Below are 23,117 nucleotides of genomic sequence, written 5' to 3' on the forward strand. Positions count from 1 at the left end.
CTTTTACAGATATCGAGCTCAAATTGCGGATTATAATCCGTGGTTATTTAATCGTAACCGGTTAACGAACCACACCCTCGTCAGCTAGTCGTGAATCCACTAAAGTATTCCCATCTAGGTTCCAAGGCAATAGTCTTTCGTAATCATCGACGGACTTGGCCTGGGGCAGCTCTTTCAAAATGTGGCGTAAGTAATGATAAGGCTCCAAACCGTTCGCACGGCAGGTTTCAATGATGCTGTAGATGCCCGCACTAGCATGGGCACCTTTTTCAGAGGCTGAAAAAATCCAATTTTTTCTTCCAATAACAAAGGGACGAATTGCATTTTCTACTGGGTTATTGTCGATAGGCAGTCTGCCATCATCACAATAGCGCATCAGGCGCGACCAGTATTTGCTCGTATAGTGGATAGCTTCACCCAGTTTACCTGTTGGGGTGACGGTGTGAATGGCGTCATCCAACCAGCATTTGATTTCTTCAAGCACTGGTTGCGATTGCGTTGTTCTTAGCTGAAACAATTCTTCTGAATTTAAGCTTTTGCCTTCCTTCTCAATGGCATAGAGTTGACCGATTTTATCTATCATCCAATCCACTTTTGATGGATGCGCCGCCACTCCTTTCTTGGGTTTCGGTTGTGCCTTTTTGGCTTCGATAAACTTTCGACGAACGTGCACCCAGCACGCCATCAAGGTAATGCCTTTTTCTCTGCCCACGGGTTGTTTAGCAACCCTCTTAGCTTCTCTATATGTTTTGTATTTATTACTCAATTCAATTTATCCTTTTATCGATTGTATGTGTGAGTGTGGACTCTACATTCTTCAAGTGAGCCTGAACTTGCATATTGGTAAGCTGCGTATAAACTTCCTGACTCTCAATGCTCTTGTGATGCATCGCAGAGCGTATTACTAGTGAATCAACTCCGCTGCCTGCCAACGCCTGTCCATACGAATGACGATGGCCATGAGCCGTGGTACCGGCATCTTTAGAAAATGGCAAACCAATTCTGTTTACTGCCCGTTTAAGTGATTGGTTATACCCGTTGACCGATTGCGGTGCTCCAGTTCTCGTTGTAAATGCAAAGGGATGATTTCCTTCATCGGAACTACGCTGATGACTAAGGTATAAACGCCACAGATCGTTGAAGGTTTTACCAACTGAATACGGAAACCAATAAACAACGAAATAGCGATGTTTTTTACTATTGAGCAGCGGGTCTTTCCATCCAGCATGCATAGACTTAGACTTCGGGTACTCATACCGTGGTTTGAGACCATACTGACAACTTAGGATTTCTCGCCTTGAGCGACGGCTCGATACATCTTTACCCAAAGCCGGATGATACACTTTCACCAGTGCTGACATATTATCCCAAGGAATGATATCTTCAACCCATAAATGCAAACATTCACTTAAACGCAAGCCACCGTAGTGCATTAACATTGTTATCAATACATTCTTTAAGTCCAGCCTTTCATGAATTAAATCACTTGTTTCGCACCCATATCGAACAAACCCATTCCACAATAAATCATCTATTTTCCCTTCCGGAAATGATTTTGTGTCATCGTTTTTTTCTATACAGGGCAACCTAGCAATAATTGATCAATTTAAGCTTAAATATCTGAATTTAACTCGTTAATTGTTACACTCCCAACAAAAAGGGAGGTAGAACAATGGAATTAGCTGCATTTAGCATCATTTCGGATCCTCGAAATGATAAAAACCAAGTGTATTCTCTGGATAGCCTACTATTGATCATATTCGCATCGGTACTCAGCGGCTATGACTCCGTTGATGAGATGTGTGAGTTTGCAAGACTCAAGTTAGATTGGTTCAACAAATTTGTAAAACTGGAGAGGGCTCCGTGCCCTGAAACACTGAGATATTTACTGTGTTCAATAAAGCCGCAATCGCTGATAGATGTATTTGATGAGTTTGCCAAAACGCAAAAATATTGCAGTGACGGAGATTGTATTGCAATTGATGGCAAAACAATGAAAGGCACTGCGACATCGTCTACAGAAGCGCTACACGTTATAAGTGCCTGGTCGTCACAGTACGGAATCACGCTAGCGGCACTTGAATCAAAAGGCAAAAAGAACGAAATAAAAACGATTCCAGAGGTTATTGATCTCCTTGATGCACGCAAAGCTGTAATAACAACGGATGCAATGGGGTGCCAAAAAGCTATCGCCTCAAAAATAATAGAGAGTAAGAATGACTATGTTCTTCAGATAAAAGGTAACCAGAGACGTCTGTTTAATGAGATAAAAGCGTTCCATCATCTCCAATGCAGAGAAGGCTTTGACGTGGTCTAATAGATTTGTACACACCAGTTAAGAGATAATCCTCAAAACTGGAGTGAAAAATGGCTGTAAGAAAGAAGTACTCAAAAGAATTTAAATTAGATGCGATTAGCTTGGTAATAGATCAAGGCTATTCGAAGGCAGAAGCGGCAAGAAATCTTGGCATTAATCCAAATGTGCTTGGACGTTGGATTAAAGAGCATGAAAATGATGACGGTCATGCGTTTCGTGGAAATGGAAAACTGACGCCTGAGCAGGAAGAGCTTCGTCGTTTGCGAGAAGAAAACAAACGACTAAAGATGGAGCGCGATATATTAAAAAAAGCGGCCACCTTTTTTGCCACGGAAGCAAAGTAAAATACGCTTTCATCACCCAGCATAAAAAGGTGTGGCCCGTTGGCATTATGTGCCAGCAATTGGGTGTAACGCGCTCAGGCTATTACAGCTATTTACAGCGTCAAGACAATAAACCTGATGATCCGACTCATTCGGAGATGATTGAGTGGATACAAGATATAGCCAAATCAAGTGATGATACCTATGGCTATCGCAGGATGAAAACAGCATTAAATGTTTTGGGTTACCCGGTTGGCCGGAACAAAACCAGAAAACTGATGAAAGAAGCGGGAATAAAAGTCAAACACAAGAAGAAATACAAAGTAACGACAAACAGCAACCATAAGCAGCCGGTTTTCGATAATCTTCTCGATCGTGAGTTTGCTGTTGAGCAGCCTGACCAGGTCTATGCGTCCGATATCACATACGTCTGGACACAGGAAGGTTGGTTGTATTTAGCGGTAGTGATAGATCTTTACTCTAGAAAAGTAGTTGGATGGAATATGAGCTCACGCATGAAAGCGCAAATGGTTTGTGATGCGCTCAAAATGGCAGTTTGGCAGCGTCGCCCTGAAGCTGGGCTAATACACCACTCTGATCGCGGCTCACAGTATGCCAGCAGGGATTTTAGAAAACTTCTTAAACTACATGGTTTTAAAGGCAGCATGAGTAAGAAGGGTGACTGCTGGGATAATGCCGTCGTTGAAAGTTTCTTTGGCACTTTAAAGCAGGAGCGAGTTCAGTGGAAAAGCTATCAAACAAGAGCTGAAGCTCAGCGGGACATCCTGGAATATATTTCTGTGTTTTATAACAATGAGCGGCTGCATTCGTACCTCGATTACAGAAGTCCGGTACAGTTTGAAAAAGAAATGGTTGAATTAAGAAAAGTAGCTTAACTGGGTTGTACAATTTTGCTTGACCACGTCACTTCGACAATGTAAGCATTGAAACGTATGAGGAAATTGATAAGGGTCACGGGCGTCTTGAACAACGAAAATATACCCACTTTGCTTTGACCGATTGGGTAGATAACAAAGCCGAATGGCGAGGGCTAAAGTCAGTTATTCTGGTTGAAAGGAAGCGCACAATTGGAGTATCGATCCAAGAACAATCGTCATGGTATATCTCTTCACTTCAAGTTAATGCCAGGAAAGCAGCGAAGGCTATACGTTCTCATTGGCAGGTTGAGAATCCATTGCATTGGTGGTTGGACGTTGTTTACGGTGATGACCATAGTACACTTCATTCAGCAAACGGGCCCCTAAACTTAACCATGATTAAGAGGTATTGCATGAACTTGTTAACTAAGGACAGCACGATAAAACGGAAAAAGCACCGAGTTATGGCTTCTGCCGTGGACGATACCTTTCGTGAAAAATTGTTATTTGGTTAATTATTGCTAGGTTGCCCTGTTTTTCTATAACTGAAGATGTACGCGGCGTAACATAGCGAGAACTTTCGTTGGCAGGTTTATTACTCCACAAATGGGCGAGAAAAGCCCTTCTCTTTTTATGTAAATGTGCGGCTAAGTTCATCCATTGTTCATAGTTTGATGGCTTAACCTTTGGGTTAATTTGAATATCTTTGTTTTCATTCTGCTGGGCAAGCCAGTCGGAATACTTAGTAATAAGACCAATTAAAAACGCAGCATCTTTTTCATGACGTGGTTTCCAACGGAGCCAACTTGGGTCTTTTCCATCCTCCCCAATGGTTCCTGTGTACAAAGAGTTAGAAAATTCCCTGAAGAGTTCAAACTTGTTATCAAACGCACTTTCGTTTTGCTTCGTATAATCAATCAAAAGCCGAACCGCAAACACACTGCGATCAATCCAACTTCTTGATAATGTGCGATAAACAACCAAGTAATCGAGAAAACTCTTAAGTAAACCATCGGTTGTTATCACTACCGGCAAAGAAACTTTGCTCCCAGTATTATCGATAGACAAGCTCGCTTCCAAAGAAATGCTATGTAGCACCAAGACCCTCACACTAATAGTATGTTTTTTATTGCACTATATATCTTTAAAAGATATAAAAAAAGCCAAATCCTTGATTCTGGCTCATATTCTTATCAGTTTTGGTATATATTTTTTATTGTACTAATCACAAAATGTGCACTTATTATAAGAGCAACCATTCGTAACTTGCAGAATAAGTGACTTCGCCTCAGAAGGAGGCCTAAATACAGGCTCAATATAATCAAATGGTAAGTAATTCATCATTGGTACGCTTTGTGACAGGGGCCATTGGAAAATCATTTCTTCGTTAATTTGTATGCGAGTCCGAGACAGGTTATCCCGAAATAGAATCGCATCGCAAGTTTACCACTAAACGACTTACAACCCACTATGGGCTATTCTGTTTACACTGCCCCCGACTATGTATTTCATTGAACACTGCGACCACTCTCCTTCAAAATTGAAGCAATCACCACATCTGCACACTCCAACTCCCGCACTCTTTTCCACAAACGTTCTGGTTGACTTTGATAAAACCCAAGGAGTTGTTTACCCTCGACCCAGTGCAACATTCGACGTTTCCTGAAAACGCCCAATTTATCATTCGCCCACAATACATTCATCGGCTCCACATCACGATGATAAACCTCGACGAAAAACGTATCCCAATCTTTTTTTGATCTTCCGACTCTCTGAGCTCGTGAACAACGCCAAGTTGGATGTTTGCAAATTGATTCCTCCATGAGATCAGTCATTACCTTGGTTTGTGCCTTTACTCTTTCCTCGGTACAAAAGGGTAAACCAAGATCAGATGCAAAAAGAAACTCCCTTGATTCCAGAAACATCGTTTCTGTCTCTTCCACGAATTCACGTGCTGCAGTTTGAATCGGAGTTTCAGAGGGTTCTGAACCGCCGCCAAAGTCATTGAGGAAACCCTGTTTACGTCCGCTGAATGTAGTCTGCATTAAAAAATAAACAGTTTTATCCAAAATACAAAATGGTAATACCCCCGCCCCCATCATCATCCCCTCAAACTGGAAATCGTCTTAAAGTGTAGCCTATGATCAATTTTATCCTCGGAAAAGGCTCATTAGTGATTATTTACAACCTCCTGATATACCTGAACCCTTGCACTTCTTAACGTTGTTATTTATGTTTGCAACGAACCAGATTGGAATCTCGCCACTATGATAAACCAAGATTTACTAAAACAATTCCCTATCATTGAAAATGTGACCTATCTCAATCACGCCGCCGTCGCGCCCTGGCCTAAAGTGACAACAGAAGCGGTCAATCAGTTTGCCCAGGAAAATCTTGAATACGGTGCAACACACTACCCTCAATGGCTCAATACCGAGAAACAGCTTCGCACAAAGCTAAAATCCTTAATCAATGCCAGCTCCACCCAGGAAATAGCCCTGGCAAAAAATACATCTGAAGCGCTATCGATCATTGCGTACGGGATTAATTGGACCGTCGGAGATGAGGTTCTGATTAGCAATCATGAATTTCCATCGAATAGAATCGTTTGGGAATCGCTTGAAACCAAAGGTGTAACCGTAAAAACCGTCAATATTGATAATACAGACGATCCCACCCAAACAATTTGTGACAACATAACCCAACGTACAAAGCTTGTATCCATTAGCTCTGTTCAGTATGCATCAGGGGTTCGAGTAGATCTTCAGCGTATTGGAATCGCTTGCCGAACCCAGGACACACTATTTTGCGTAGACGCTATCCAAAGCCTGGGCGCGATTCCGTTTGACAACCAGACTATTGGTGCTGATTTTATTGTTGCAGACGGGCATAAATGGATGCTCGGCCCAGAAGGTCTTGCCCTGCTTTACGTTCGACAATCACTCATTGAAACACTCGATTTGAATCAATTTGGTTGGCATATGGTTAATGCCCGTGGTAATTATGACCTTACTGAATGGGAACCTGCTAATGACGCGACTCGTTTTGAATGTGGCAGTCCAAATATGCTCGGGATTCACGCCTTAAACGCAAGCCTGAATTTAATTCTAGAAATTGGCGTCGCTACGATTTATGAAAATATTCAGGAGCGAATAGAATTTATCCACCGTAAATTCACCAAGGTTAAGGACATATCCATTCTTAGTCCGGCAGCACAGGAACAACGTTCTGGTATTATCACCTTCAAAGTGAACCATCTTGACAAACCGCAACATAGCGCACTTCATCAGACCTTGATGCAGAACAACATTATTTGTGCCTATCGCGGGGGTGGCATACGGTTTTCACCGCACTTTTACACGCCAATCACACAATTGGAGGCAGCCTTGGATCAAGTAACTTCGTTAATTTGAGCACATCTTTAATGCTCAACTTAGCGACATCAGGTGCCTGTGTGCAGAAAGTGACTATGTTGAAGGAAGTGCAGAATCTGTGCTTGAACAGCAGAATTGAAACGCATCATCGCATGGCCACTTTCAATCTCGATCCAGTCATTCATTTCTGGTAAAGCCATGCTCGAAAGGGAAACGGTTCCATCATTAGGCTCCGGCAACAACGCATCCGGCCAAAGACTCCAATTTCGTTTTGCGGCAATGATACCGACCGGAACCGTTAAAGGCGCCAACCTGGAAATAATTCCATGTTGAGTCAGCGAGCTGGCCGCAGGGCCCACCACACCGTCAAACCACCACCTACCCGCAAATCGCTCAGATAATTCAGACCCTTGGTTAGGCGGACTTAGCATCACGACCTTTGAGCCAGAGGGCAACATATGATCCTGCAGATACTGTCGGATTAGTATGGCTCCCATGGAGTGACTCACAAGATGGATTTTAGTCGGATGACTATCAGCACACTCCTGAACACCTTCATGGATATACGTGCGAGCAAGAGACGGGATTGCTAAGCGGGTGGATGGATAATCAATAACAACAACATTGTAACCAGACTGATTCAGGACTTCGGCAATCGGTTGCATTGCAGCCCCGGAGCGCCAAAGACCATGCACCAAAACGACACACTCTGACTCAATATAAGCCGTAGATTGCAACGCTGTGGTCTTGGTTGCACAGGAGACCAAACCGATACCGAGTAACAGGATTAGCGCTACGCCACAAATAATGCTCCGAAACACTTTAATTGAGACCGGTTGTCAGTAGAATGACTGCTTTATTGTCATACAACCAGGTAACATGTCCGAACCTTCAAGAACAACACATTCACTTGTTTGAAATGAATATTGTGGACGAACGTGACCTTCCTGCAGATAAGCAATGAGTCCGGACACCAACGGCATATGCGATACAAGAATCAAGTTGCGCGGTGTCGACTTGGCAGCAATCAAGTTATCAACAACCGCCACAGGATGATCATCGGGCGTCAAATAGTCTCTTGTTTGCACAGGCAAATCGAGATGACTCGAAACCAGCTGTGCTGTTTGCTGAGCCCGGTACAGGGGGCTCGCCCACAGCTCCGTACTCACTTGATCAAGGTCGTTAAATGCTTCACTCAAGTGAGCGACAACCTTCTCAGTCTGGCGAACTCCGTTTGGTGTTAATAACCGTTCAAAATCTGTGGCAGCCCGGAATGACGCTTCGCCATGCCGAAAAACAAAAAGCCGACATGGTTCACTACTCATGATGCTTTAGATGCTCCTCACGGGATAAAACGAAGTCAACATCTGTGCTCTGTTCAGCCAACATCAACTCATCGATGACTTCTGACAATTCTTTCTTTTCGTACAACAAACCGTGTAAACCTGAGACCAGTGGCATGTAGATCCCCATTTCCTCAGCTTTGTCTTTTACAATCTTTAACGTGTTGATACCTTCAGCCACTTCACCTAGATCATCAACTGCTTCTTCAATGGCCTCCCCTTTTGCCACAGCGTATCCCACCCTGTAATTTCGACTCAAACTAGAGGTACATGTCACGATCAAGTCTCCAACGCCAGCAAGCCCTAAAAAGGTATAGGGGTTGGCACCCAATGCTTCAGCAAAGCGACTCATTTCAGCCAAACTACGGGTGATGAGCATGGCTTTCGTGTTTTCCCCCATACCAAGAGAAGCGGCCATACCGGAGGCAATTGCGTAAATATTTTTCAATGCACCACCGAGTTCAACCCCGAATACATCACTATTTGCATATACTCTGAAATAACGGCATCCGAGAACTTCTTGCAAGCGTGTTCTAACCTGATTCGATGCACTGGCAATCACCGTCGCCGTAAGCTGGTGCTGCCCGATTTCTTTGGCAAGATTAGGGCCGCTGATGACGCCAATAGGGTTATCCGGAAATGCATCGGCAAGCACTTGACTCATCAGTCGAAATCCATCGCCCTGAATTCCTTTCGTCGTACTTACAAGCATTTGATGCTTGCTGATATAAGGCCTAACCTGATCAACTACCTGAGGGAATGACTTGCTCGGTATCGAGAAAAATATAATCTCGGCATCGCTTATTTCTTTAATTTCCGTCGATGCGATTAAATTTTCGTGAAGTGAATACCCGGGCATATAACGGGTATTTTCGTGCAATTGGTTAACTTCTGCAGCTCTTTCCGGGTCACGCATCCACTGTCGTACACGATTCCCATTTTCAGCCGCTATGTTGGCAATCGCGGTCCCGAAGCTTCCCCCTCCGAGCACACTAATAAAAGCTTGTTCTGTCATTAAAATTGGAACCTTCTAAATCTCTGCTTCGCCTTCCAGAGCCTTAACAAGATCTTTAAACTCGTCCCAATTTCGCTTATTCATTTTCATCAAAACACGATGGGCTTCAAGCACCTGTTCCTTGGCCTCTGCTTCACTGGCACCGGAAACCGGTATTTCCTGTAGCGTCTGAATATCAGACGCAGACTCTGTAAGGATAAAAAATATTCTATCAAAGCCCATTGACTCAACAATTTTGGTTACATCTGGATTTGTGGTCAACAGCGTCGGCATAAAATTGCTTCTATCTTTTGCAGCGACGGCAATTTTTGCCAGCAACCCTAAAGTTGTACTGTCCACGATAGAAGTTTCAGTCAAATCCACAACAACCGTTTTAAAGTCAGGATTCGAAACCATTCCCTCAATAATCTTATCGAGAGTTGAACACAAATTAAGCCGAATTTCTCCAATGAACTTTAAAACGTAAATTCCTTGCACTTCGGCTTGTAGAATTTTAAAGCTGGGCATTTTTTTGGCACACTTCAGCTAGAGTTAAAATTGCGATATCGTCCGGTAAATCGTTCAATCCATTGAGCCTGAATTGCGCACTCAACTGCTCAATAGTCTGACTGCCTTCTCGAATAAGTTCAAGCAGTCTTTTCTCTTTTTCAGCAAGAGATGGCTCTGTCATTATTTCCAATATTCCATCAGAAAACATAACCATACGGAAATTGTATTCCAAGCCAATTTCGTAAACATTGAATTCTGGCTCATCAAACAAACCAACCGGCATTCCGCTGCCCTCAAGATAATATGTGTCCTGTTCTGTAACCATGACTGGCATCGGATAATGCGCCCCGAGCGCATAAGTCAACGTACGATCATGTACGTTAATGATCCCCACAAACATGGTGAGATGTTTTCCCAAGCTGGTATCCATTAGTTCTTTGTTAACCCGCATCAGGAATCGATCAGGATACAAAATGTCGTCACTCGACCCCCTGCGCATATTCCGCAGTAATCTATTGGTCAAATTCTTCAATAGAACGGTTACGAAAGCAGAAGATGCTCCGTGCCCGGAAACATCGGCTATGTAAAATAACAAACGCTCCCGATCAAGCCGGAAATAATCTAAAAAGTCACCGCTAAGAAATAGTGATGGCTTGATCAAATGATCAAAAAATATATTCTCAATGACCTGATCATGATCAGGGAGCATTTTCATTTGTACTTTCAGTCCAGCATTTTGGTCTGCTTTAAGCTCAGATATCCCACTCTTGAGCTCTTTATTAGCCTCTTCAAGTTCCCTTCGATATCGTTGATTCAGACGAAACAGGCGGACACGGTCAAACAATTTCACAAGCACCTGATCCACGTCCATTAAATCATTCAGTGGCTTCAGAAGGTAATCTGCGGCTCCGGCGCGTAGCAAAGAAATCACATCATTTGCAGATGCAGTTTCACCCAGCGCAACGACAGGAATATAGTGTTTGTCCGAATTCAACGCTTTCACTAGACTCTGCATATTTTGAGCATCAACATCAGCGAATACAAGGTCAGGTCGCTCTTTTCCAATCGCACTGGTAGCCTCCATCAAACAAGATGCCGAATAGACATAATACCCCTTTGATATTAGATAGTTACTTAGGGCATCTCGACTAAATTCCTCACTATCGATAACCAATACCCTTTCGGTGGAAACCGGCATTAACGTGCTCTCACTTCTTTCATTGAATAAATAGTTCTACAGCGCTTTATATAATCTGGGGCCACCATACAAATTTAACAAGGATCGAAAAAATAGGTGGCAACCTAAACTAAATTGCCAATGAACCTTGTTAGCAAATTAATCTGAGTGGCATTAAAGCCGTTACGGTGCATGACTAAAAAACCTTTACGACGAGGTATCCCCAGTGCTATACCGTCAGTATAGGTTTAAATCGACCGTTTTCACATGAACTGAATAGCGATTTTCTACTATTATCTACTCTACGCCAAAAGAGCCTTCGGTTTTCGATGGCTTTAATTGATTAATTACAACTTCAGTCATATTTTCAGTCGCGCTTCAGCGACGACTCCAAGCTAAGGTCATTCAATGGAATCAGTGTTTTTAGACTTAATGGGTGGACATGACAAATTGATAATGGACCCGGTTCATGGCGGTATTGCTCTGTTTGAGCATGAAATGCGGGTAATTGATCATGCACTGTTCCAACGTCTTAGAAATATTTGCCAGAATGACATCCTTTCTCTGGTTTTCCCTGGTGCAACTCACTCTCGTTTTTTGCATAGCATCGGCGTTATGCATGTCGGCACACGTATGTTCTCCGCAATGATAGATGCCTATCTCAGAGACCGGAAAAACCGGCAACAGCGAGAGCTAACCCGTCTTCACATTCAATCAATTGACTATTTTTCAAAAATAATAAGATTAGCCTGCTTACTGCATGACAGTGGACACTCAAGCTTCTCCCATCAATTTACTCAAGCGACACAGATTAAACAATTGATGGCCAAGTCGGGCCGATTCAATGAACTTTGGAAAGACGTCGATTTTAAGCAAGTGTACAACAATGCGCCAGATAAACTGGAACACGAACATTACTCCATCCGATGTGCTTTTGAGATTTTTAATGACATTCAACTCATCCAGTATGGTATCGATCCACTGGATGTTTTGGGCTTAATGGAAACGACCGAAGTACAACCTACAGCTCGCTTTATCGAATATGCTCGTGCATTCTGGGGCTTTATTGCAGACCCGAATACGTTCGCAGACGTCGACAAGGAGAAAAACAGCGATATTAAAATTGCTTATATGGTGCAAAATTTTTTGTCCGGAATCGTCTCGGGCGAGGTCGACGCAGATCGTGCAGATTATATGCTAAGGGATGGCTTTCACTCCTCTGTTAGTATAGGAAGCTACAATCTCGATCATTTGCTCAGCAATCTTCGGTTCGGATGGGATCTGGAAGCCCCTTGGCTGGGCCTGGCGATCACCCGTAAAGGTCTCGGAGCCTTGGAAGATTTCGTTTACAGTCGCCATCAAATGTATCGTCAGGTTTACGCTCACAAGACCGCGCTTGGGTTTGACTTCATTCTTCGAGAAGCGATCAATGAAGTACTTTCCGACCCTTCTATTTTTGATCACATAGATTGTTGCCTCAGTGATATGCAAAACTTCTGCGATCTCACAGATCATTTCTTTTGGGAAGCCTTCAGAACTCACGCTCGCTCAGTTCAAAAAAGTTACTCAAGTTGCATCACGCAAAGGATTAAATTGAAACACCTCAAGACCGAAGAAAATATCGAATTGAACGAAGTCGATGCGATCCGTCACGATTTGGCGAAACAATTGAAAATCGACGACGATCATATCGTAACCTGCACCATGAAAGCCCGATTTTCCAATATCCGGGAAAACTTCGACAAAATTAAGGTTCTAACCAAAAATCCAATTACGGGTGAGCGGGATTTACAACAAATATCGGAAGTCAGTAGCTTTTTTCAAAAATTCTCAGACGGTACAATTGTCCATTTCTATCAGAAGCCATTTTAACGAAGCCGAATGTAAAAAATACGCATTTAGGCACTTCGACTATTGGTGCGTCGATCTTGGCTACATCTATCTGGGCTACATCGCTCTCAGACGCACCACATTCTGGTATACAAAATCTAAACACTGGAATAAAAACTATGGAACTCGTTTCATTCAATGTAAACGGATTAAGATCCAGGCTACATCAGCTGGAAGAGCTGATTAATACCCGCGAACCTGACATCATCGGGCTTCAGGAAACAAAAGTTGATGATGCCCAGTTTCCCCGCGATGCCATCGAAAAACTAGGATACCAAGTGGATTACTTCGGTCAAAAAGGGCACTACGGTGTCGCGTTGCTGAGCAACCCCAAGACCGTATCCGTATTGGAGAAGCAACTCAGAAAAGGCTTTCCTGGCGACACTGATGATGACCAAAAACGCCTTATCGCAAACAGTTATGAAATCAATGGTTCCATAATTCATGTTATCAACGGGTACTTTCCACAAGGCGAAGGGAGAGATCACCCAGTCAAATTTCCCGCCAAGCGAAAATACTATGAAGACCTTCTGAATTTCCTGAATGACTCGTTTACGCCTAATGACAATGTTGTAGTCATGGGAGATTTTAATATCTCTCCAACGGATCTCGATATTGGCATTGGAGAGGAAAACCGTAAACGCTGGCTAAGATCCGGAAAATGCAGCTTCTTGCCCGAAGAACGCGAATGGCTCTCAAAACTGGAAAATTGGGGATTAACGGATAGTTACCGACATCTCAATCCGGAAAGCCAGGCGTTTTATAGCTGGTTTGATTATCGCAGTAAAGGCTTTGAACGAGAACCCAGGCGCGGACTGAGGATCGACCTGATTATGACCACTTCGCCCCTGCTCACAAGGTGCACAGACTGTGCAATAGATTATCATATCAGGGGCATGGAGAAACCATCTGACCATTGTCCTGTCTCGGCAGTTTTCGAATAATCTGCCCACCGAGCATGGATGCTTTTGGAATAGAATTTGAATAAGAAATCACCAAACATTATTATCTTGGTTACCTGTTTTCAAGGATGTTATCACTATTATGAAAACCCGAGAGAGGATTATTGTCACGAGCCTTGCTCTATTTAATCAATTCGGTGAGCCGAATGTGACAACGTTACAAATCGCAGACGAAATGGACATTAGTCCGGGAAATCTCTACTACCATTATAAAAACAAAACTGAGATCCTCAGCGAACTATTCAATCGTTATGAATCACAAATGATGGAATTACTCGATGTTCCGGAAGTCGAAATCAGCCTTGAAGATCAGTGGTTATTTTTGCATCTTGTTTTCGAAAAAATAGCGGAGTTTCGTTTTCTATATCAAGATCTGGTTAACGTACTTTCAAAGCACCCCAAAATTGCAAATCGCTTTAAACGCATCCTGGACAAAAAACTAACCGCGTCGATCACAATCCTCAGTAGTTTACAACAACAACGATTGCTTGAAGCTACGGATCAGGAGATTAAAGCAACCTGCCACAGTATCGTCCTCACGATTACTTATTGGATCAGTTATGAAATGGTGAGCCGAGGTGCCGATGGTGATGCTATTGATCTCGGAAAAGGTGTCTTTCAGGTGATGTCTTTGATGGTGCCCTATCTTCGAAATGACGCCAGAACGCATTTTCAGGAAATGAGTACAACCTATTTATAACAAAATAGGCTTGATAAGCGATAAAAAATTGAGGTGACTCGTTAAGTTAAAATCGAATTCAAGTGTGTTCCGGTTTCCCAGGACCCCACTTGGAGTATACGCCGAAAATCATCATCAATCGGCGCTTCGAGAAAGAGAATTTCTCTTTTTGTCGGATGTCTGAAACGCATTTGATGACAATGTAAAAGCAATCTGCTAACGCCAAAATAGTCAGCTATGAAGCGATTGTGAATACTTTTCCCATACTTCGCATCACCAATCAAGGGGTGAGATAAATGCTTCAAATGCCTTCTTATCTGGTGCTGTCGACCAGAGAGCGGGTGTACCGCGAGAAGTGAGTATCGAGCACAGGGGTAACGATCAATCGGCTCATTAACTTCAAGGCGCGCCAATTGGTGGTACAAACTCACTGCGTCTTTAGCTGTCTTTTCTTCGTATTTCTTTTTATCGCTCTTGAACATTGCGGTTTCTTTAATGGGGTGATCGATGATGCCCCCAAGAGCTGTAAAACCTCGAACCACCGCCAAGTACCGCTTCTTTACGCTTTGGCTCATAAACTGAAGCCCTAATTCCCGGGCAATTTCCGGCTGGAGCGCAAAAACCAGCACGCCTGAAGTGGGTTTATCGAGACGGTGAACCGGATATACCCACTGCCCTATCTGATCCCGAACCATCTTCATCGCGTATTGATGTTCATGGCGATCAATCGGGCTTTTATGAACTAAAAGCCCTGCGGGTTTATTAATTACAATCAAGCTTTCATCTTGAAAAATAACCGGAAGAGATGTCCGGGAATGCGAAGTACTCAACATTCAATTACGTCTTCATTACTCTGTCGATACATATCCAAATTGATCACATCGCATTTATAGCTAGCATTCTGCCCGGTTTGAAATACTGCACCCTCCGCGGAGGTTGGGGATTCAATATCTGCGTTCAAACTGAGCTGCCGAAATTCATTGAGAGAATCGTTCAAGCGATAAAACGAGTCATGCATCATACCAGACAATGCAAGGCAGGTCGCAAGAGGCGTGCGTGCGCGTTGACGCTCCATATCAATTTTGAATTGCAGCCCCTTCAATTTACGCTTGTATCGATCATCCGCTGTTGCAATTACTTTTTCAACAAGTGACTTCCGCAGCGCTTCCAAAGCTTCTGGATCTTGCTTAGCCATTTCCAGCATTACATCAAAGTCAGGTAGCTCCATTTTTACTTGGCCTCGCTAATACATCTACTACTTGATCTACCAATCAGACTGTACTCGCTCATGGAATCACCTAAATAGATCATGATCGATTTAAATCGCAATATTTTGAACTAGGTTTACTCTATTTCAACCGCAAATGCCGCTCAAAATTGCTCTTTAATTGTACAGCTTTCAGACGCATTATGACAAAAACAGACCTGTTTGTAACCTTATGTAACATTGTTTTTAAATTTGTTTCTAAATAGATCGATAAATCAATAAGATGAAATCGCTTAGCTCGACAACACCAGCATGGCAATCTGCTCCCAAACATTCCTCTCCACACGAGTTGAGTGATTATTCAGCTTGAAAGTGTATAGCGGTTTTTTCGATTTGCTATAGCAAACAATCACTGAGCATCCTGTCGTGTCATCAGACATAATCCAGGCATAGCCGATATACTCCCGACAGACCACGTCCGAGCAGACATGGGTTGTTATGAGAAACTCTCCATTACTTAACCGTAAACAGCTACGAAATAGACCCAAGCGCTTCCAGTTGGGCCCCCAAAACAGTGCTTCTATAGGTAGTTTATTCAGCTGACAGCAAGCCAGAAGGCCTCGCAGAGAATTTAATGATACCTGATACACATCATCAGACCGTTCCAGGTCTTCAATTGATAAATAGTGTGCATCAGTCTTTTGATAGTAAGTGGGATAAATACAGCTCGGTGTTCTTAACTGAGTCATATTCACAATCTCCGTTTGCAATATCAATTTACATTCAAAGTCGCACCTGACCTGATGTCGTCACATAGGGAGGTACGTGAAATCAATTGATTTAATGATAATCATTATCATTAATAAAGCAACTGGTATTCCTGATTTAATAGCTTAAAAGTCTTAATTAGAATTTATTTGAGCTCGAACGTAGGATAACCACTGCTGGGCTTGCTCTGTGTATTTTGGATTGCGGGCCAATTCACTCAATACTTTTTGAGCATCGACAAAACGCGTTGTATTAAAAAGTGCTACGGCGTACAAAAGCTTAATATCTTCAGCAAACTCTTGTGAACGGCCAGTTTCTCTAGATTTAATCTTTTCATACGTATCCACTAGCACTTGCCATTCGTTTTGTTTGGCCAGTAAACGCACTTTCAACGCGAGCCATTCTGCGGAAAACTCGCGCTTGAGTAGTCTATCGAGACGCTCCATTGCACCATCGATATCTCTAGCAGCAATTAAACTATTCACTAACTGACGCTCTCTTTTCTGGGTAGGTTTGAGCATCTCCGCCTTAAATTGCGTTTGCAAAAGCCCAGCACTTCGTTCCGGCAAGCCGTGTTTTAAATACAACAACACCAATAAATCCAGGTCGGCTTCATCTACGAGATAGCCTGCGGTATACAAGCCTTCCAATACAGCCAGCTGCTCCCTGCTGCGACCGGTTTGAGAATACAGTGCAGCCAAGCTTCTTAAATAGCGTGTTTTCGGGAATTTTTCGGACAGTTTTTTAACGACCTTCAGTGCACTTTCATAGTCATTCAATGCAAGATAACAGGACTGTTTTAAGTTCAGCCAATTTTCCTGTTTGCCCGGAATTCGCGAAGAAAAAGACGAGAGCAAAACATCCAGACTTTTTAATGTTTCAGGATAAAGTTCAAGTTGATACAGCGAATACACCTTCACTTCCAACAAATCCGGGCTATTTATTATCTGGTCCTGACCTAACTGATCGATAAACTTAATGGCCTGTCGATAATTTTCCTCGGCATAATACAGTTGCGCCAATGTTCGCATGGTGCTCTGCTTCAAAGATATTGGCGCCTCAGCTTCATCCAGTACTTTTTGATAATAGAGGATTGCTTGTGGTAGCTCACTCTCGTTGTAATACAAAAACGCGGTTAAATTCCAGATTTGTGCACGCTCATATGACTTAAGTCCGCTTCTTTTATGCCACTTAGCCAAAGACTCGTGAGCTTGCTGGTAGTTCCCGTCGTTGATTTGTTGTCGGGCCTGCTCTAGACCTCGATAGACAAACTCCCTCAAAGCTTCGCCTGCTGCATGGGCCGGCAAGCAGAACAGGCTCATGTACGCGATGAACCAGAGACATAAAAAGCGCTCATTGATGTTTTTCATTTATGGTGTCACTTAACAATCGGTGTCACATAATTAAAAGAGATTTTCATTCAATTTTGTAAGTAAACTGATTACGCATACCTTTAACTTCAACCGGAGCGCCGTTCTGTATTTTCGGCTGATATCTGAACTTTTTGGCTGCTTCTACCGACGGTCTGCGAAATAACCAACTATCACAAGCAGATTCAACAACAGAAACATCACGCACTGTACCATCCCGGGCCACGGTATACTCAACAGTGCAGATTCCCTCTACCCCTCTGTTTAACGCTTTTTGCGGATAAACCGGTGCTATTTTGAGAATGGGCAGATACTCGCTCTCCACCATTGCCCCCAGATTAAATCCAATATCGCTCATTTGAATCTGCGCTTTTATTGAGGGCTGACTAACAGGCATGGGCTGAGCTTGAGTTGGTGAGTCAACAGAAAGTTCGGGCAGTCGAGGTTGACTCGGCGGTGTTTTCGGCGGTTTTGGCTTTTCAATTCGTTCCTGCTTTTGTTGGACGACTTCTGTTTTTTTTATTCGAACAAAATCAAGCATACCGCGACCGGACTTTTCACCCACTGTCAAATTTTGACCGTAAATAATGGATTGCAGGCCCCAGACCATGAGGCCGGAAAGAAGTGCCCCCAGGACCAAAGCCATTAAAAGGGATAACAGATATTTATACTTACCCCCCATCAATAGGACTCCGTTGCAATCGCAACATTCTCCACACCGGCTTCCCGAGCTGCGTCCATAACCTGAATTAACACTTCCGTGCGTGCATTTTTATCAGCCTGAATAACAACGCTTCCTTGGGGATTTTCCGATGACAATCTTTGGATTAAGGGGCGCACGCTGTAGATCTCCACCAAATGCCCATCAATCCATACTTCATCATTCTCCCGAATCCCGACCAAAATCGCAGCGCTTTCTTGTGCAACTCCTGTGGACGCTACAGGCCGATTAACATCGATCCCACTTTCTTTGACAAATGTAGCGGTGACAACAAAAAAAATTAGTAATATGAAAACGACATCAAGCATAGGCGTAACGTCGATACCTGAATCATCTTCTGTACTTTGGTTCTGCCAACTGAATCTACGCATATTTGATCTCTTATTGCCGTGCTAACACGACTTCATGGCTCTGGAAACAGAGTGTGCACCAACCATGTTGTATATCACCCACGTTGCATATCACCCAAGCAGCTCATCAACTAAGCAGCTCATTTACTATGTTCCATTGTTCCATTGTTCCATGGCATCATTTAAATCGTTAAATGATCATATAGCTTAAGTTTTTCTCTCACGGCAAAACGACTCAGAAGCGTAATCGCAATAACGCCCACGATCCCCGTCGCCATACCCGCCATAGTCGGCAACGTTGCCTTTGAAATACCGTCTGCCATTGCTCTTGCGCTACCATGCCCATGAGTAGAGATTGCAGCAAAAATATCGAGCATACCAGTTACTGTGCCTAACAAGCCCAACAATGGGCAAATCAGTACAAGTACTTTAATCAGGGCAATATTGCGGTGCAACTGCAGACCGATTACCGAAACAATTCGATCTCTTGAACGGTTCGCGATCCACTGATCCCGACGTAATTGAGCTCGACTTTTTTCATGGCGGTGATGAATTGGCAACGACTCCCATAGAAGTTCTGCTTTTTTTCGCACCGAAGAATAGTGAATGCCAAAGAAAATTAACCGTTCAACGATCAAAACCCAGAGGATGAACGTAACAATCAGGATAATTTGGAGTACAACACCGCCTTGCTCCAGAAAATAGCGCACATCCTGAAATGCACGCAATAGCAGTAAATCTAAGGCACTCATGAAAGACTCGATTCTGCTGAATTGAACTGGGCCTGTTCTGCTATTAATCCAGCAGCTTGATACTCAAGTACTTCCGTGATTCCACGAGCTTTTGCCGCTACCAGGCCATGAAACAAAAGTACAGGGATTGCTACCGATAACCCCTGCACGGTTGTAATCAAAGCTTGAGAAATACCACTCGCCATCAACTTGGGATCACCAGTTCCAAACAATGAAATACTCTGGAACGTTACGATCATGCCGGTCACCGTCCCCAATAACCCTAACAACGGAGCGACAACAGCAATCATTTTCAATGCCGCGACACGGCGATTGATCGTGGGAATTTCTCTTAGCATTAACTCCCCCATTCGCAACTCCAGCGTTTCCAAATCGGCATTCGAGTTGTTGTTGTAGCAAGCCAATATTCTTCCTAGCGGGTTGTTTCCAGGTTTATCTGGACGACGTAATTGTGAGCGGACTTTAAACGAGAGCAGCAGCAACATGAATCCACGCTCAAGAGCAATCAGTACAGCGACCATTCCCAGGGCAATGATGATGTAGCCCACGATTCCGCCTTGCCTGATACGCGCTTCAAAATCAGGTAGTTGAGTTAACATTTCCAAAAGCTGACCACGAGATGGATCTAAAGCAAGCGGAAAGGTTTTCTGTTGGGGGGTCGGCAAATCAGATAGCGTATCAACAAACCGATCCGCTGGCTGAGCAGCCAACTCAATCAACTTACCGGTTTGTGGATCATAATTTAAATAGGCGCCATCTTTCACTATATTGAACACCCCTAACCGGGTCACTCTTGCGCTATGCAGGTCTCCATGAACGGAACGATAGTCAGCCGTGAATGTGGTAATGCGCCCAGACTCAGTGACTTCAAGCGCGAGTTCAAACCAAAGTTTTCGAATTTCATCAACAGATGGCAAAGCTGATGCTCTACTCATTTTATCGCTGAAATTGTCCAGAAACGCCGTTCGCTCAGGGTAATTAAGCTGGGTTAGCGAATCATTAAATTCCGCCTTACTCTCAATTGCGGTCTGTTGCAAAACACCAAACAGCGCTTTCAATTCTCCTAACTTTTCATCTCGATCTGTTCTGAGTTGACTAATTTGCTCCTGGTTAGTTTTTAACTGCTCTTCCAACTCACTGGATGATTTCAGGAGTTTGTCTCGTTCCAGTTCAGCTTCTTTTAACAATTGCGCCTGCTGATCAAGTTCACGCTTGAAACGGGTAACCCGTTCTGTGTCCTGCTTGCGTTCGACTAATTGACCTTCTTTAATCCGTTCCAGCAGTTTATCAAGATTCAAAACATCAGCGGATTCCGCCTGAGCTTTATTTTGCAACACAGACAGGATTATGATGATTAAAGTCAGTACTTTTCCTAACTGTTTCATTGCTCCGTGACCTCCCGGGTGATCGGCATACGGAGTAAACCGGGCGCGGTTTGTTTCTTCGCGACCTGAATCGCATTGTGAATATCCGCACCATACTCTAATGGGTCCAGTTTTTCCCATTGCTGGTTCGGCACAGACCAAACGCCGACTGAGAGCCCATCGAGTGTCCTGTAGGCAAGCGACAATCGACCAAATCGAATAAACTGGACTGAAACAGTTTTGTTATCTACCGTAATTTCTCCTGCGTAGGATTCAATGGTCCGGCCATACTCAATCTCTTGTAGATAAGCCTCTAAGACCCGTTGTAATTTACCCGCCGTATTCATCTCTCCGCTCCGCATCATGCTACGTAAACGGACAATTCGCGCTCTGCGCTCTTCAATCAGAAATGGGATATCCAATGTTATGAACTGATCCAAGCCATCTATCATTTCTTTCAAGAGCGGTACAATCCGTCGTTCTATACCCGTCGCATCAGATACCGCACCTTTCAACGTCACGATTTCAGATTCCTGATCATTCACCTGATTTTGCAACAAATTCACATAAGTGTGCAGGCCTTTAATTTCTTCAAGCAGTTGACGATATTTGATAAAAGCCAGCTCTCTCTGATCATCCATTACCTCAATTTGTTTTTGCACGGATTGTGCCTTCGAAATGCTGCTCTTCCCGGACTCAATTATTTTCTCGACTTGCTGCGCCGCATTAACGCCTTCAATTGTCAGTAAACAAATTGCAAACAGCGACAATCCAGAAACCCAAAAATTTAGATAACGGCAAAACGCTCCCAAGAGCATAAACTGGGGGGCAAAAAACATGGTGGCTCCAAAGAGATCAGTCGATACGACTTAAAGCGTGGATAATTTTGAATTTAGTATAGCACACCGTTTTCATAAACCTGCTTAATCCTACTCAAGGTTTAAACGAGCCTATCCCTACAGCGCAAGGTGCGCGGCTTGATCTTGCCGTAAGAAAAGGCATTCAACATGCGGGCATACTGAGGATGATTCTGCTTTTGGTATTGCCGTTTCTTCTGCTGAAAATCCAGCTTTTCGATCACCACCGCTTTACCTTGCTGTGCGGCAAAGTCCATCAGGTCTCGTACGGCATCCCCAATAATAGCCGCTCGTTGAGCATCATTCTTATAGTGCAAAGGTAAGTCAAACGTTCGGTGTTGCAAATCACGGGATTAACAACTGACTAAGCTCTTTGCGAACAGCTCTATATTGAACCGGAGCTTTTGGCATGCCTAAACGTCCCATAAAAATAAGGTTTTCGTTCGTTTGAGCATTTGGGAGATTGAATAAACTATGTAACCGATCCCGAATTAGAAGTGCTTCATGGGAGTGCCGTCGCGAGCTCAGTTCTACAGGGTGCTCAACACCCATTTCTGCAAGGGCCAGGGGCTGTTGCAACGGTTGGAGCACACATTTATATTTAGTCACAGCTAACCAGAAACGAATCATTGCTGCACCATCCTGAAAGGAAGGCAATGCATTTGCGGTGAGGTTTTGGGAACTTTTTTGATTCCTGATCAAAGCAAAAAAACAACTGCAACGAAACGCAGGTTTAACGTCCAAACTCCAGCTTAAACGGGCATCTGTAAGTGGATGGCGGAATATCTTGAGCCAGTGTTTGTCGGAAAATAACTGCTCATAGTGACGTGCACCACTGGCGCTTAACCCTAACGCATACTCCGGAACTTTTCCCGTGCTGTAGCCTTTTTTCCAATCAACTGACTCCGGCGACACGCAGGCATAATCTCGTAAATCAAACGCTAATTTTCGCGATTGGGTCAATAGCGTTGCCATCATTAACCGGTCCGACAATCCGGAGATCATCCTGAGTTCGTAGCCTGGCGGCAGTTCCTGGAAAAGCTCTTGTAATATGGCATCTTCGATACGACGGCTCAGCATACCACCGCGACAGGTTTTCCGGGTAGTAATGTACGGCGCTAGCGAATCAGAAAGTGCAGTATTATCGAAGGTTAAATTAACACAATAAATCGGGTGCGGATCCGCTGTAACTTTTTGAATCGTGACTCGGTGCTTAAGTAAAGAAGATGCAATCCGAACAATTTCAAACAGCCCACCAACTTCGAGCATGCCCATCTGATT

27 protein-coding genes are annotated in these 23,117 nt (G+C 43.6%); 7 read left to right on the forward strand and 20 right to left on the reverse strand.

The window, feature by feature from the left end:
* Window positions 1–61 precede the first annotated feature (61 nt).
* Complete coding sequence (gene tnpC, locus OLMES_RS14240) at window positions 62–766, reverse strand: IS66 family transposase (RefSeq protein WP_087461879.1); 705 nt, start codon at window positions 764–766, stop codon at window positions 62–64.
* 1 nt (window position 767) lies between these two features.
* Window positions 768–1,439 carry a site-specific integrase gene (locus OLMES_RS14245; RefSeq protein WP_198342982.1) on the reverse strand — a complete coding sequence of 224 codons (672 nt, stop codon included), beginning with the start codon at window positions 1,437–1,439 and terminating at the stop codon, window positions 768–770.
* Between the two features lie 233 nt (window positions 1,440–1,672).
* Between OLMES_RS14245 and OLMES_RS14250 the strand changes: the two genes are divergently transcribed.
* The 3 genes from OLMES_RS14250 to OLMES_RS29030 all read left to right on the forward strand — a co-directional run bounded on the left by OLMES_RS14250 (window position 1,673) and on the right by OLMES_RS29030 (window position 4,033).
* Window positions 1,673–2,317 (forward strand): ISAs1 family transposase, encoded by a 645-nt coding sequence (locus OLMES_RS14250; protein ID WP_087461881.1) that lies wholly within the window; start codon window positions 1,673–1,675, stop codon window positions 2,315–2,317.
* Between the two features lie 50 nt (window positions 2,318–2,367).
* Window positions 2,368–3,536, forward strand: a protein-coding gene (locus tag OLMES_RS14255) for an IS3 family transposase (protein WP_087459752.1) whose coding sequence is annotated in 2 segments (ribosomal slippage) — window positions 2,368–2,629 and window positions 2,629–3,536 — 1,170 coding nt in all. Because the reading frame shifts where the segments join, the coding sequence is not laid out codon by codon here.
* Window positions 3,537–3,583: 47 nt separating this feature from the next.
* Window positions 3,584–4,033 carry an ISAs1 family transposase gene (locus OLMES_RS29030; protein WP_157678672.1) on the forward strand — a complete coding sequence of 150 codons (450 nt, stop codon included), beginning with the start codon at window positions 3,584–3,586 and terminating at the stop codon, window positions 4,031–4,033.
* On the opposite strand, the gene OLMES_RS14260 is transcribed toward OLMES_RS29030, so the two are convergent.
* Complete coding sequence (locus tag OLMES_RS14260; protein WP_087461882.1) at window positions 3,981–4,586, reverse strand: hypothetical protein; 606 nt, start codon at window positions 4,584–4,586, stop codon at window positions 3,981–3,983. The genes OLMES_RS29030 and OLMES_RS14260 overlap by 53 nt on opposite strands.
* Window positions 4,587–5,026: 440 nt before the next feature.
* Window positions 5,027–5,563: an NUDIX hydrolase gene (locus OLMES_RS14265; RefSeq protein ID WP_157678311.1), complete on the reverse strand. Its 537-nt coding sequence runs from the start codon at window positions 5,561–5,563 to the stop codon at window positions 5,027–5,029.
* A gap of 222 nt (window positions 5,564–5,785) precedes the next feature.
* Here OLMES_RS14265 and OLMES_RS14270 point away from each other — a divergent pair, with 222 nt between their 5' ends.
* Window positions 5,786–6,931: an aminotransferase class V-fold PLP-dependent enzyme gene (locus OLMES_RS14270; RefSeq protein ID WP_087461884.1), complete on the forward strand. Its 1,146-nt coding sequence runs from the start codon at window positions 5,786–5,788 to the stop codon at window positions 6,929–6,931.
* 29 nt (window positions 6,932–6,960) lie between these two features.
* On the opposite strand, the gene OLMES_RS14275 is transcribed toward OLMES_RS14270, so the two are convergent.
* From OLMES_RS14275 to OLMES_RS14295, 5 genes are read right to left on the reverse strand one after another with little or no spacing between them, the layout of a single operon-like run.
* Window positions 6,961–7,713 carry an alpha/beta fold hydrolase gene (locus OLMES_RS14275; protein WP_157678312.1) on the reverse strand — a complete coding sequence of 251 codons (753 nt, stop codon included), beginning with the start codon at window positions 7,711–7,713 and terminating at the stop codon, window positions 6,961–6,963.
* Window positions 7,714–7,731: 18 nt separating this feature from the next.
* Window positions 7,732–8,217, reverse strand: coding sequence for a phosphohistidine phosphatase SixA (gene sixA / locus OLMES_RS14280; protein WP_087461886.1), 486 nt, complete (start codon window positions 8,215–8,217; stop codon window positions 7,732–7,734).
* Window positions 8,210–9,250: an NAD(P)H-dependent glycerol-3-phosphate dehydrogenase gene (locus OLMES_RS14285; RefSeq protein WP_087461887.1), complete on the reverse strand. Its 1,041-nt coding sequence runs from the start codon at window positions 9,248–9,250 to the stop codon at window positions 8,210–8,212. Before OLMES_RS14285 ends, sixA begins: the two co-directional genes overlap by 8 nt.
* 15 nt (window positions 9,251–9,265) lie before the next feature.
* The gene (locus tag OLMES_RS14290; protein ID WP_087461888.1) at window positions 9,266–9,757 is read right to left on the reverse strand and encodes an STAS domain-containing protein; all 492 of its coding nucleotides are present in this window, start codon (window positions 9,755–9,757) and stop codon (window positions 9,266–9,268) included.
* Window positions 9,744–10,937, reverse strand: coding sequence for a SpoIIE family protein phosphatase (locus tag OLMES_RS14295; protein ID WP_087461889.1), 1,194 nt, complete (start codon window positions 10,935–10,937; stop codon window positions 9,744–9,746). The genes OLMES_RS14290 and OLMES_RS14295 overlap by 14 nt, the downstream gene beginning before the upstream one ends.
* A gap of 387 nt (window positions 10,938–11,324) precedes the next feature.
* On the opposite strand from OLMES_RS14295, the gene OLMES_RS14300 reads away from it, so the two are divergent.
* The 3 genes from OLMES_RS14300 to OLMES_RS14310 all read left to right on the forward strand — a co-directional run bounded on the left by OLMES_RS14300 (window position 11,325) and on the right by OLMES_RS14310 (window position 14,468).
* A complete protein-coding gene (locus tag OLMES_RS14300; RefSeq protein ID WP_157678313.1) occupies window positions 11,325–12,788 on the forward strand; it encodes an HD domain-containing protein in 1,464 nt (487 codons plus the stop codon).
* A gap of 137 nt (window positions 12,789–12,925) precedes the next feature.
* Window positions 12,926–13,750 (forward strand): exodeoxyribonuclease III, encoded by an 825-nt coding sequence (xthA, locus tag OLMES_RS14305; protein ID WP_087464485.1) that lies wholly within the window; start codon window positions 12,926–12,928, stop codon window positions 13,748–13,750.
* A gap of 100 nt (window positions 13,751–13,850) precedes the next feature.
* On the forward strand, window positions 13,851–14,468 hold the full coding sequence (locus tag OLMES_RS14310) for a TetR/AcrR family transcriptional regulator (protein ID WP_198342983.1): 618 nt from the start codon (window positions 13,851–13,853) through the stop codon (window positions 14,466–14,468).
* Window positions 14,469–14,509: 41 nt separating this feature from the next.
* On the opposite strand, the gene OLMES_RS14315 is transcribed toward OLMES_RS14310, so the two are convergent.
* From OLMES_RS14315 to OLMES_RS14365, 11 genes are all read right to left on the reverse strand, one after another.
* Window positions 14,510–15,280, reverse strand: coding sequence for a pseudouridine synthase (locus OLMES_RS14315; protein ID WP_087461891.1), 771 nt, complete (start codon window positions 15,278–15,280; stop codon window positions 14,510–14,512).
* Complete coding sequence (locus tag OLMES_RS14320; RefSeq protein WP_087461892.1) at window positions 15,274–15,675, reverse strand: DUF3135 domain-containing protein; 402 nt, start codon at window positions 15,673–15,675, stop codon at window positions 15,274–15,276. Before OLMES_RS14320 ends, OLMES_RS14315 begins: the two co-directional genes overlap by 7 nt.
* A gap of 272 nt (window positions 15,676–15,947) precedes the next feature.
* On the reverse strand, window positions 15,948–16,403 hold the full coding sequence (locus tag OLMES_RS14325; protein WP_087461893.1) for a hypothetical protein: 456 nt from the start codon (window positions 16,401–16,403) through the stop codon (window positions 15,948–15,950).
* A 153-nt stretch (window positions 16,404–16,556) separates the two neighbouring features.
* A complete protein-coding gene (locus OLMES_RS14330) occupies window positions 16,557–17,792 on the reverse strand; it encodes a tetratricopeptide repeat protein (protein ID WP_157678314.1) in 1,236 nt (411 codons plus the stop codon).
* Window positions 17,793–17,838: 46 nt separating this feature from the next.
* Window positions 17,839–18,474 (reverse strand): energy transducer TonB, encoded by a 636-nt coding sequence (locus tag OLMES_RS14335; protein WP_087461895.1) that lies wholly within the window; start codon window positions 18,472–18,474, stop codon window positions 17,839–17,841.
* On the reverse strand, window positions 18,474–18,884 hold the full coding sequence (locus OLMES_RS14340) for an ExbD/TolR family protein (protein WP_087461896.1): 411 nt from the start codon (window positions 18,882–18,884) through the stop codon (window positions 18,474–18,476). The genes OLMES_RS14335 and OLMES_RS14340 overlap by 1 nt, the downstream gene beginning before the upstream one ends.
* Window positions 18,885–19,045: 161 nt before the next feature.
* Window positions 19,046–19,615: a MotA/TolQ/ExbB proton channel family protein gene (locus OLMES_RS14345; RefSeq protein WP_087461897.1), complete on the reverse strand. Its 570-nt coding sequence runs from the start codon at window positions 19,613–19,615 to the stop codon at window positions 19,046–19,048.
* Window positions 19,612–21,000 (reverse strand): MotA/TolQ/ExbB proton channel family protein, encoded by a 1,389-nt coding sequence (locus OLMES_RS14350; RefSeq protein ID WP_157678315.1) that lies wholly within the window; start codon window positions 20,998–21,000, stop codon window positions 19,612–19,614. Before OLMES_RS14350 ends, OLMES_RS14345 begins: the two co-directional genes overlap by 4 nt.
* The gene (locus OLMES_RS14355) at window positions 20,997–21,818 is read right to left on the reverse strand and encodes a DUF3450 domain-containing protein (RefSeq protein ID WP_087461899.1); all 822 of its coding nucleotides are present in this window, start codon (window positions 21,816–21,818) and stop codon (window positions 20,997–20,999) included. The genes OLMES_RS14350 and OLMES_RS14355 overlap by 4 nt, the downstream gene beginning before the upstream one ends.
* 101 nt (window positions 21,819–21,919) lie before the next feature.
* Entirely contained in the window at window positions 21,920–22,153 is a 234-nt protein-coding gene (locus tag OLMES_RS14360) for a hypothetical protein (protein ID WP_157678316.1), read from the reverse strand.
* Window positions 22,154–22,181: 28 nt separating this feature from the next.
* A complete protein-coding gene (locus tag OLMES_RS14365; RefSeq protein ID WP_198342984.1) occupies window positions 22,182–23,111 on the reverse strand; it encodes a hypothetical protein in 930 nt (309 codons plus the stop codon).
* Window positions 23,112–23,117: the final 6 nt, after the last annotated feature.

Origin of the sequence: Oleiphilus messinensis (genome assembly GCF_002162375.1) — a bacterium.
Taxonomy (GTDB): Bacteria; Pseudomonadota; Gammaproteobacteria; order Pseudomonadales; family Oleiphilaceae; genus Oleiphilus; species Oleiphilus messinensis.

Bases quoted from the DNA above. Each gene is read 5' to 3' on its own strand.
- OLMES_RS14270 (WP_087461884.1), top strand. From the start codon at position 5,786: ATGATAAACCAAGATTTACTAAAACAATTCCCTATCATTGAAAATGTG.
- OLMES_RS14245 (WP_198342982.1), bottom strand. From the start codon at position 1,439: ATGTTAATGCACTACGGTGGCTTGCGTTTAAGTGAATGTTTGCATTTA.
- OLMES_RS14355 (WP_087461899.1), bottom strand. From the start codon at position 21,818: ATGTTTTTTGCCCCCCAGTTTATGCTCTTGGGAGCGTTTTGCCGTTAT.
- OLMES_RS14250 (WP_087461881.1), top strand. From the start codon at position 1,673: ATGGAATTAGCTGCATTTAGCATCATTTCGGATCCTCGAAATGATAAA.
- OLMES_RS14295 (WP_087461889.1), bottom strand. From the start codon at position 10,937: ATGCCGGTTTCCACCGAAAGGGTATTGGTTATCGATAGTGAGGAATTT.
- OLMES_RS14330 (WP_157678314.1), bottom strand. From the start codon at position 17,792: ATGAAAAACATCAATGAGCGCTTTTTATGTCTCTGGTTCATCGCGTAC.
- OLMES_RS14285 (WP_087461887.1), bottom strand. From the start codon at position 9,250: ATGACAGAACAAGCTTTTATTAGTGTGCTCGGAGGGGGAAGCTTCGGG.
- OLMES_RS14300 (WP_157678313.1), top strand. From the start codon at position 11,325: ATGGAATCAGTGTTTTTAGACTTAATGGGTGGACATGACAAATTGATA.
- OLMES_RS14345 (WP_087461897.1), bottom strand. From the start codon at position 19,615: ATGAGTGCCTTAGATTTACTGCTATTGCGTGCATTTCAGGATGTGCGC.
- OLMES_RS14265 (WP_157678311.1), bottom strand. From the start codon at position 5,563: ATGCAGACTACATTCAGCGGACGTAAACAGGGTTTCCTCAATGACTTT.
- OLMES_RS14340 (WP_087461896.1), bottom strand. From the start codon at position 18,884: ATGCGTAGATTCAGTTGGCAGAACCAAAGTACAGAAGATGATTCAGGT.
- OLMES_RS14315 (WP_087461891.1), bottom strand. From the start codon at position 15,280: ATGTTGAGTACTTCGCATTCCCGGACATCTCTTCCGGTTATTTTTCAA.
- OLMES_RS14335 (WP_087461895.1), bottom strand. From the start codon at position 18,474: ATGGGGGGTAAGTATAAATATCTGTTATCCCTTTTAATGGCTTTGGTC.
- OLMES_RS14325 (WP_087461893.1), bottom strand. From the start codon at position 16,403: ATGACTCAGTTAAGAACACCGAGCTGTATTTATCCCACTTACTATCAA.
- OLMES_RS14310 (WP_198342983.1), top strand. From the start codon at position 13,851: ATGAAAACCCGAGAGAGGATTATTGTCACGAGCCTTGCTCTATTTAAT.
- sixA (WP_087461886.1), bottom strand. From the start codon at position 8,217: ATGAGTAGTGAACCATGTCGGCTTTTTGTTTTTCGGCATGGCGAAGCG.
- OLMES_RS14320 (WP_087461892.1), bottom strand. From the start codon at position 15,675: ATGGAGCTACCTGACTTTGATGTAATGCTGGAAATGGCTAAGCAAGAT.
- xthA (WP_087464485.1), top strand. From the start codon at position 12,926: ATGGAACTCGTTTCATTCAATGTAAACGGATTAAGATCCAGGCTACAT.
- OLMES_RS14365 (WP_198342984.1), bottom strand. From the start codon at position 23,111: ATGGGCATGCTCGAAGTTGGTGGGCTGTTTGAAATTGTTCGGATTGCA.
- OLMES_RS14350 (WP_157678315.1), bottom strand. From the start codon at position 21,000: ATGAAACAGTTAGGAAAAGTACTGACTTTAATCATCATAATCCTGTCT.
- OLMES_RS14290 (WP_087461888.1), bottom strand. From the start codon at position 9,757: ATGCCCAGCTTTAAAATTCTACAAGCCGAAGTGCAAGGAATTTACGTT.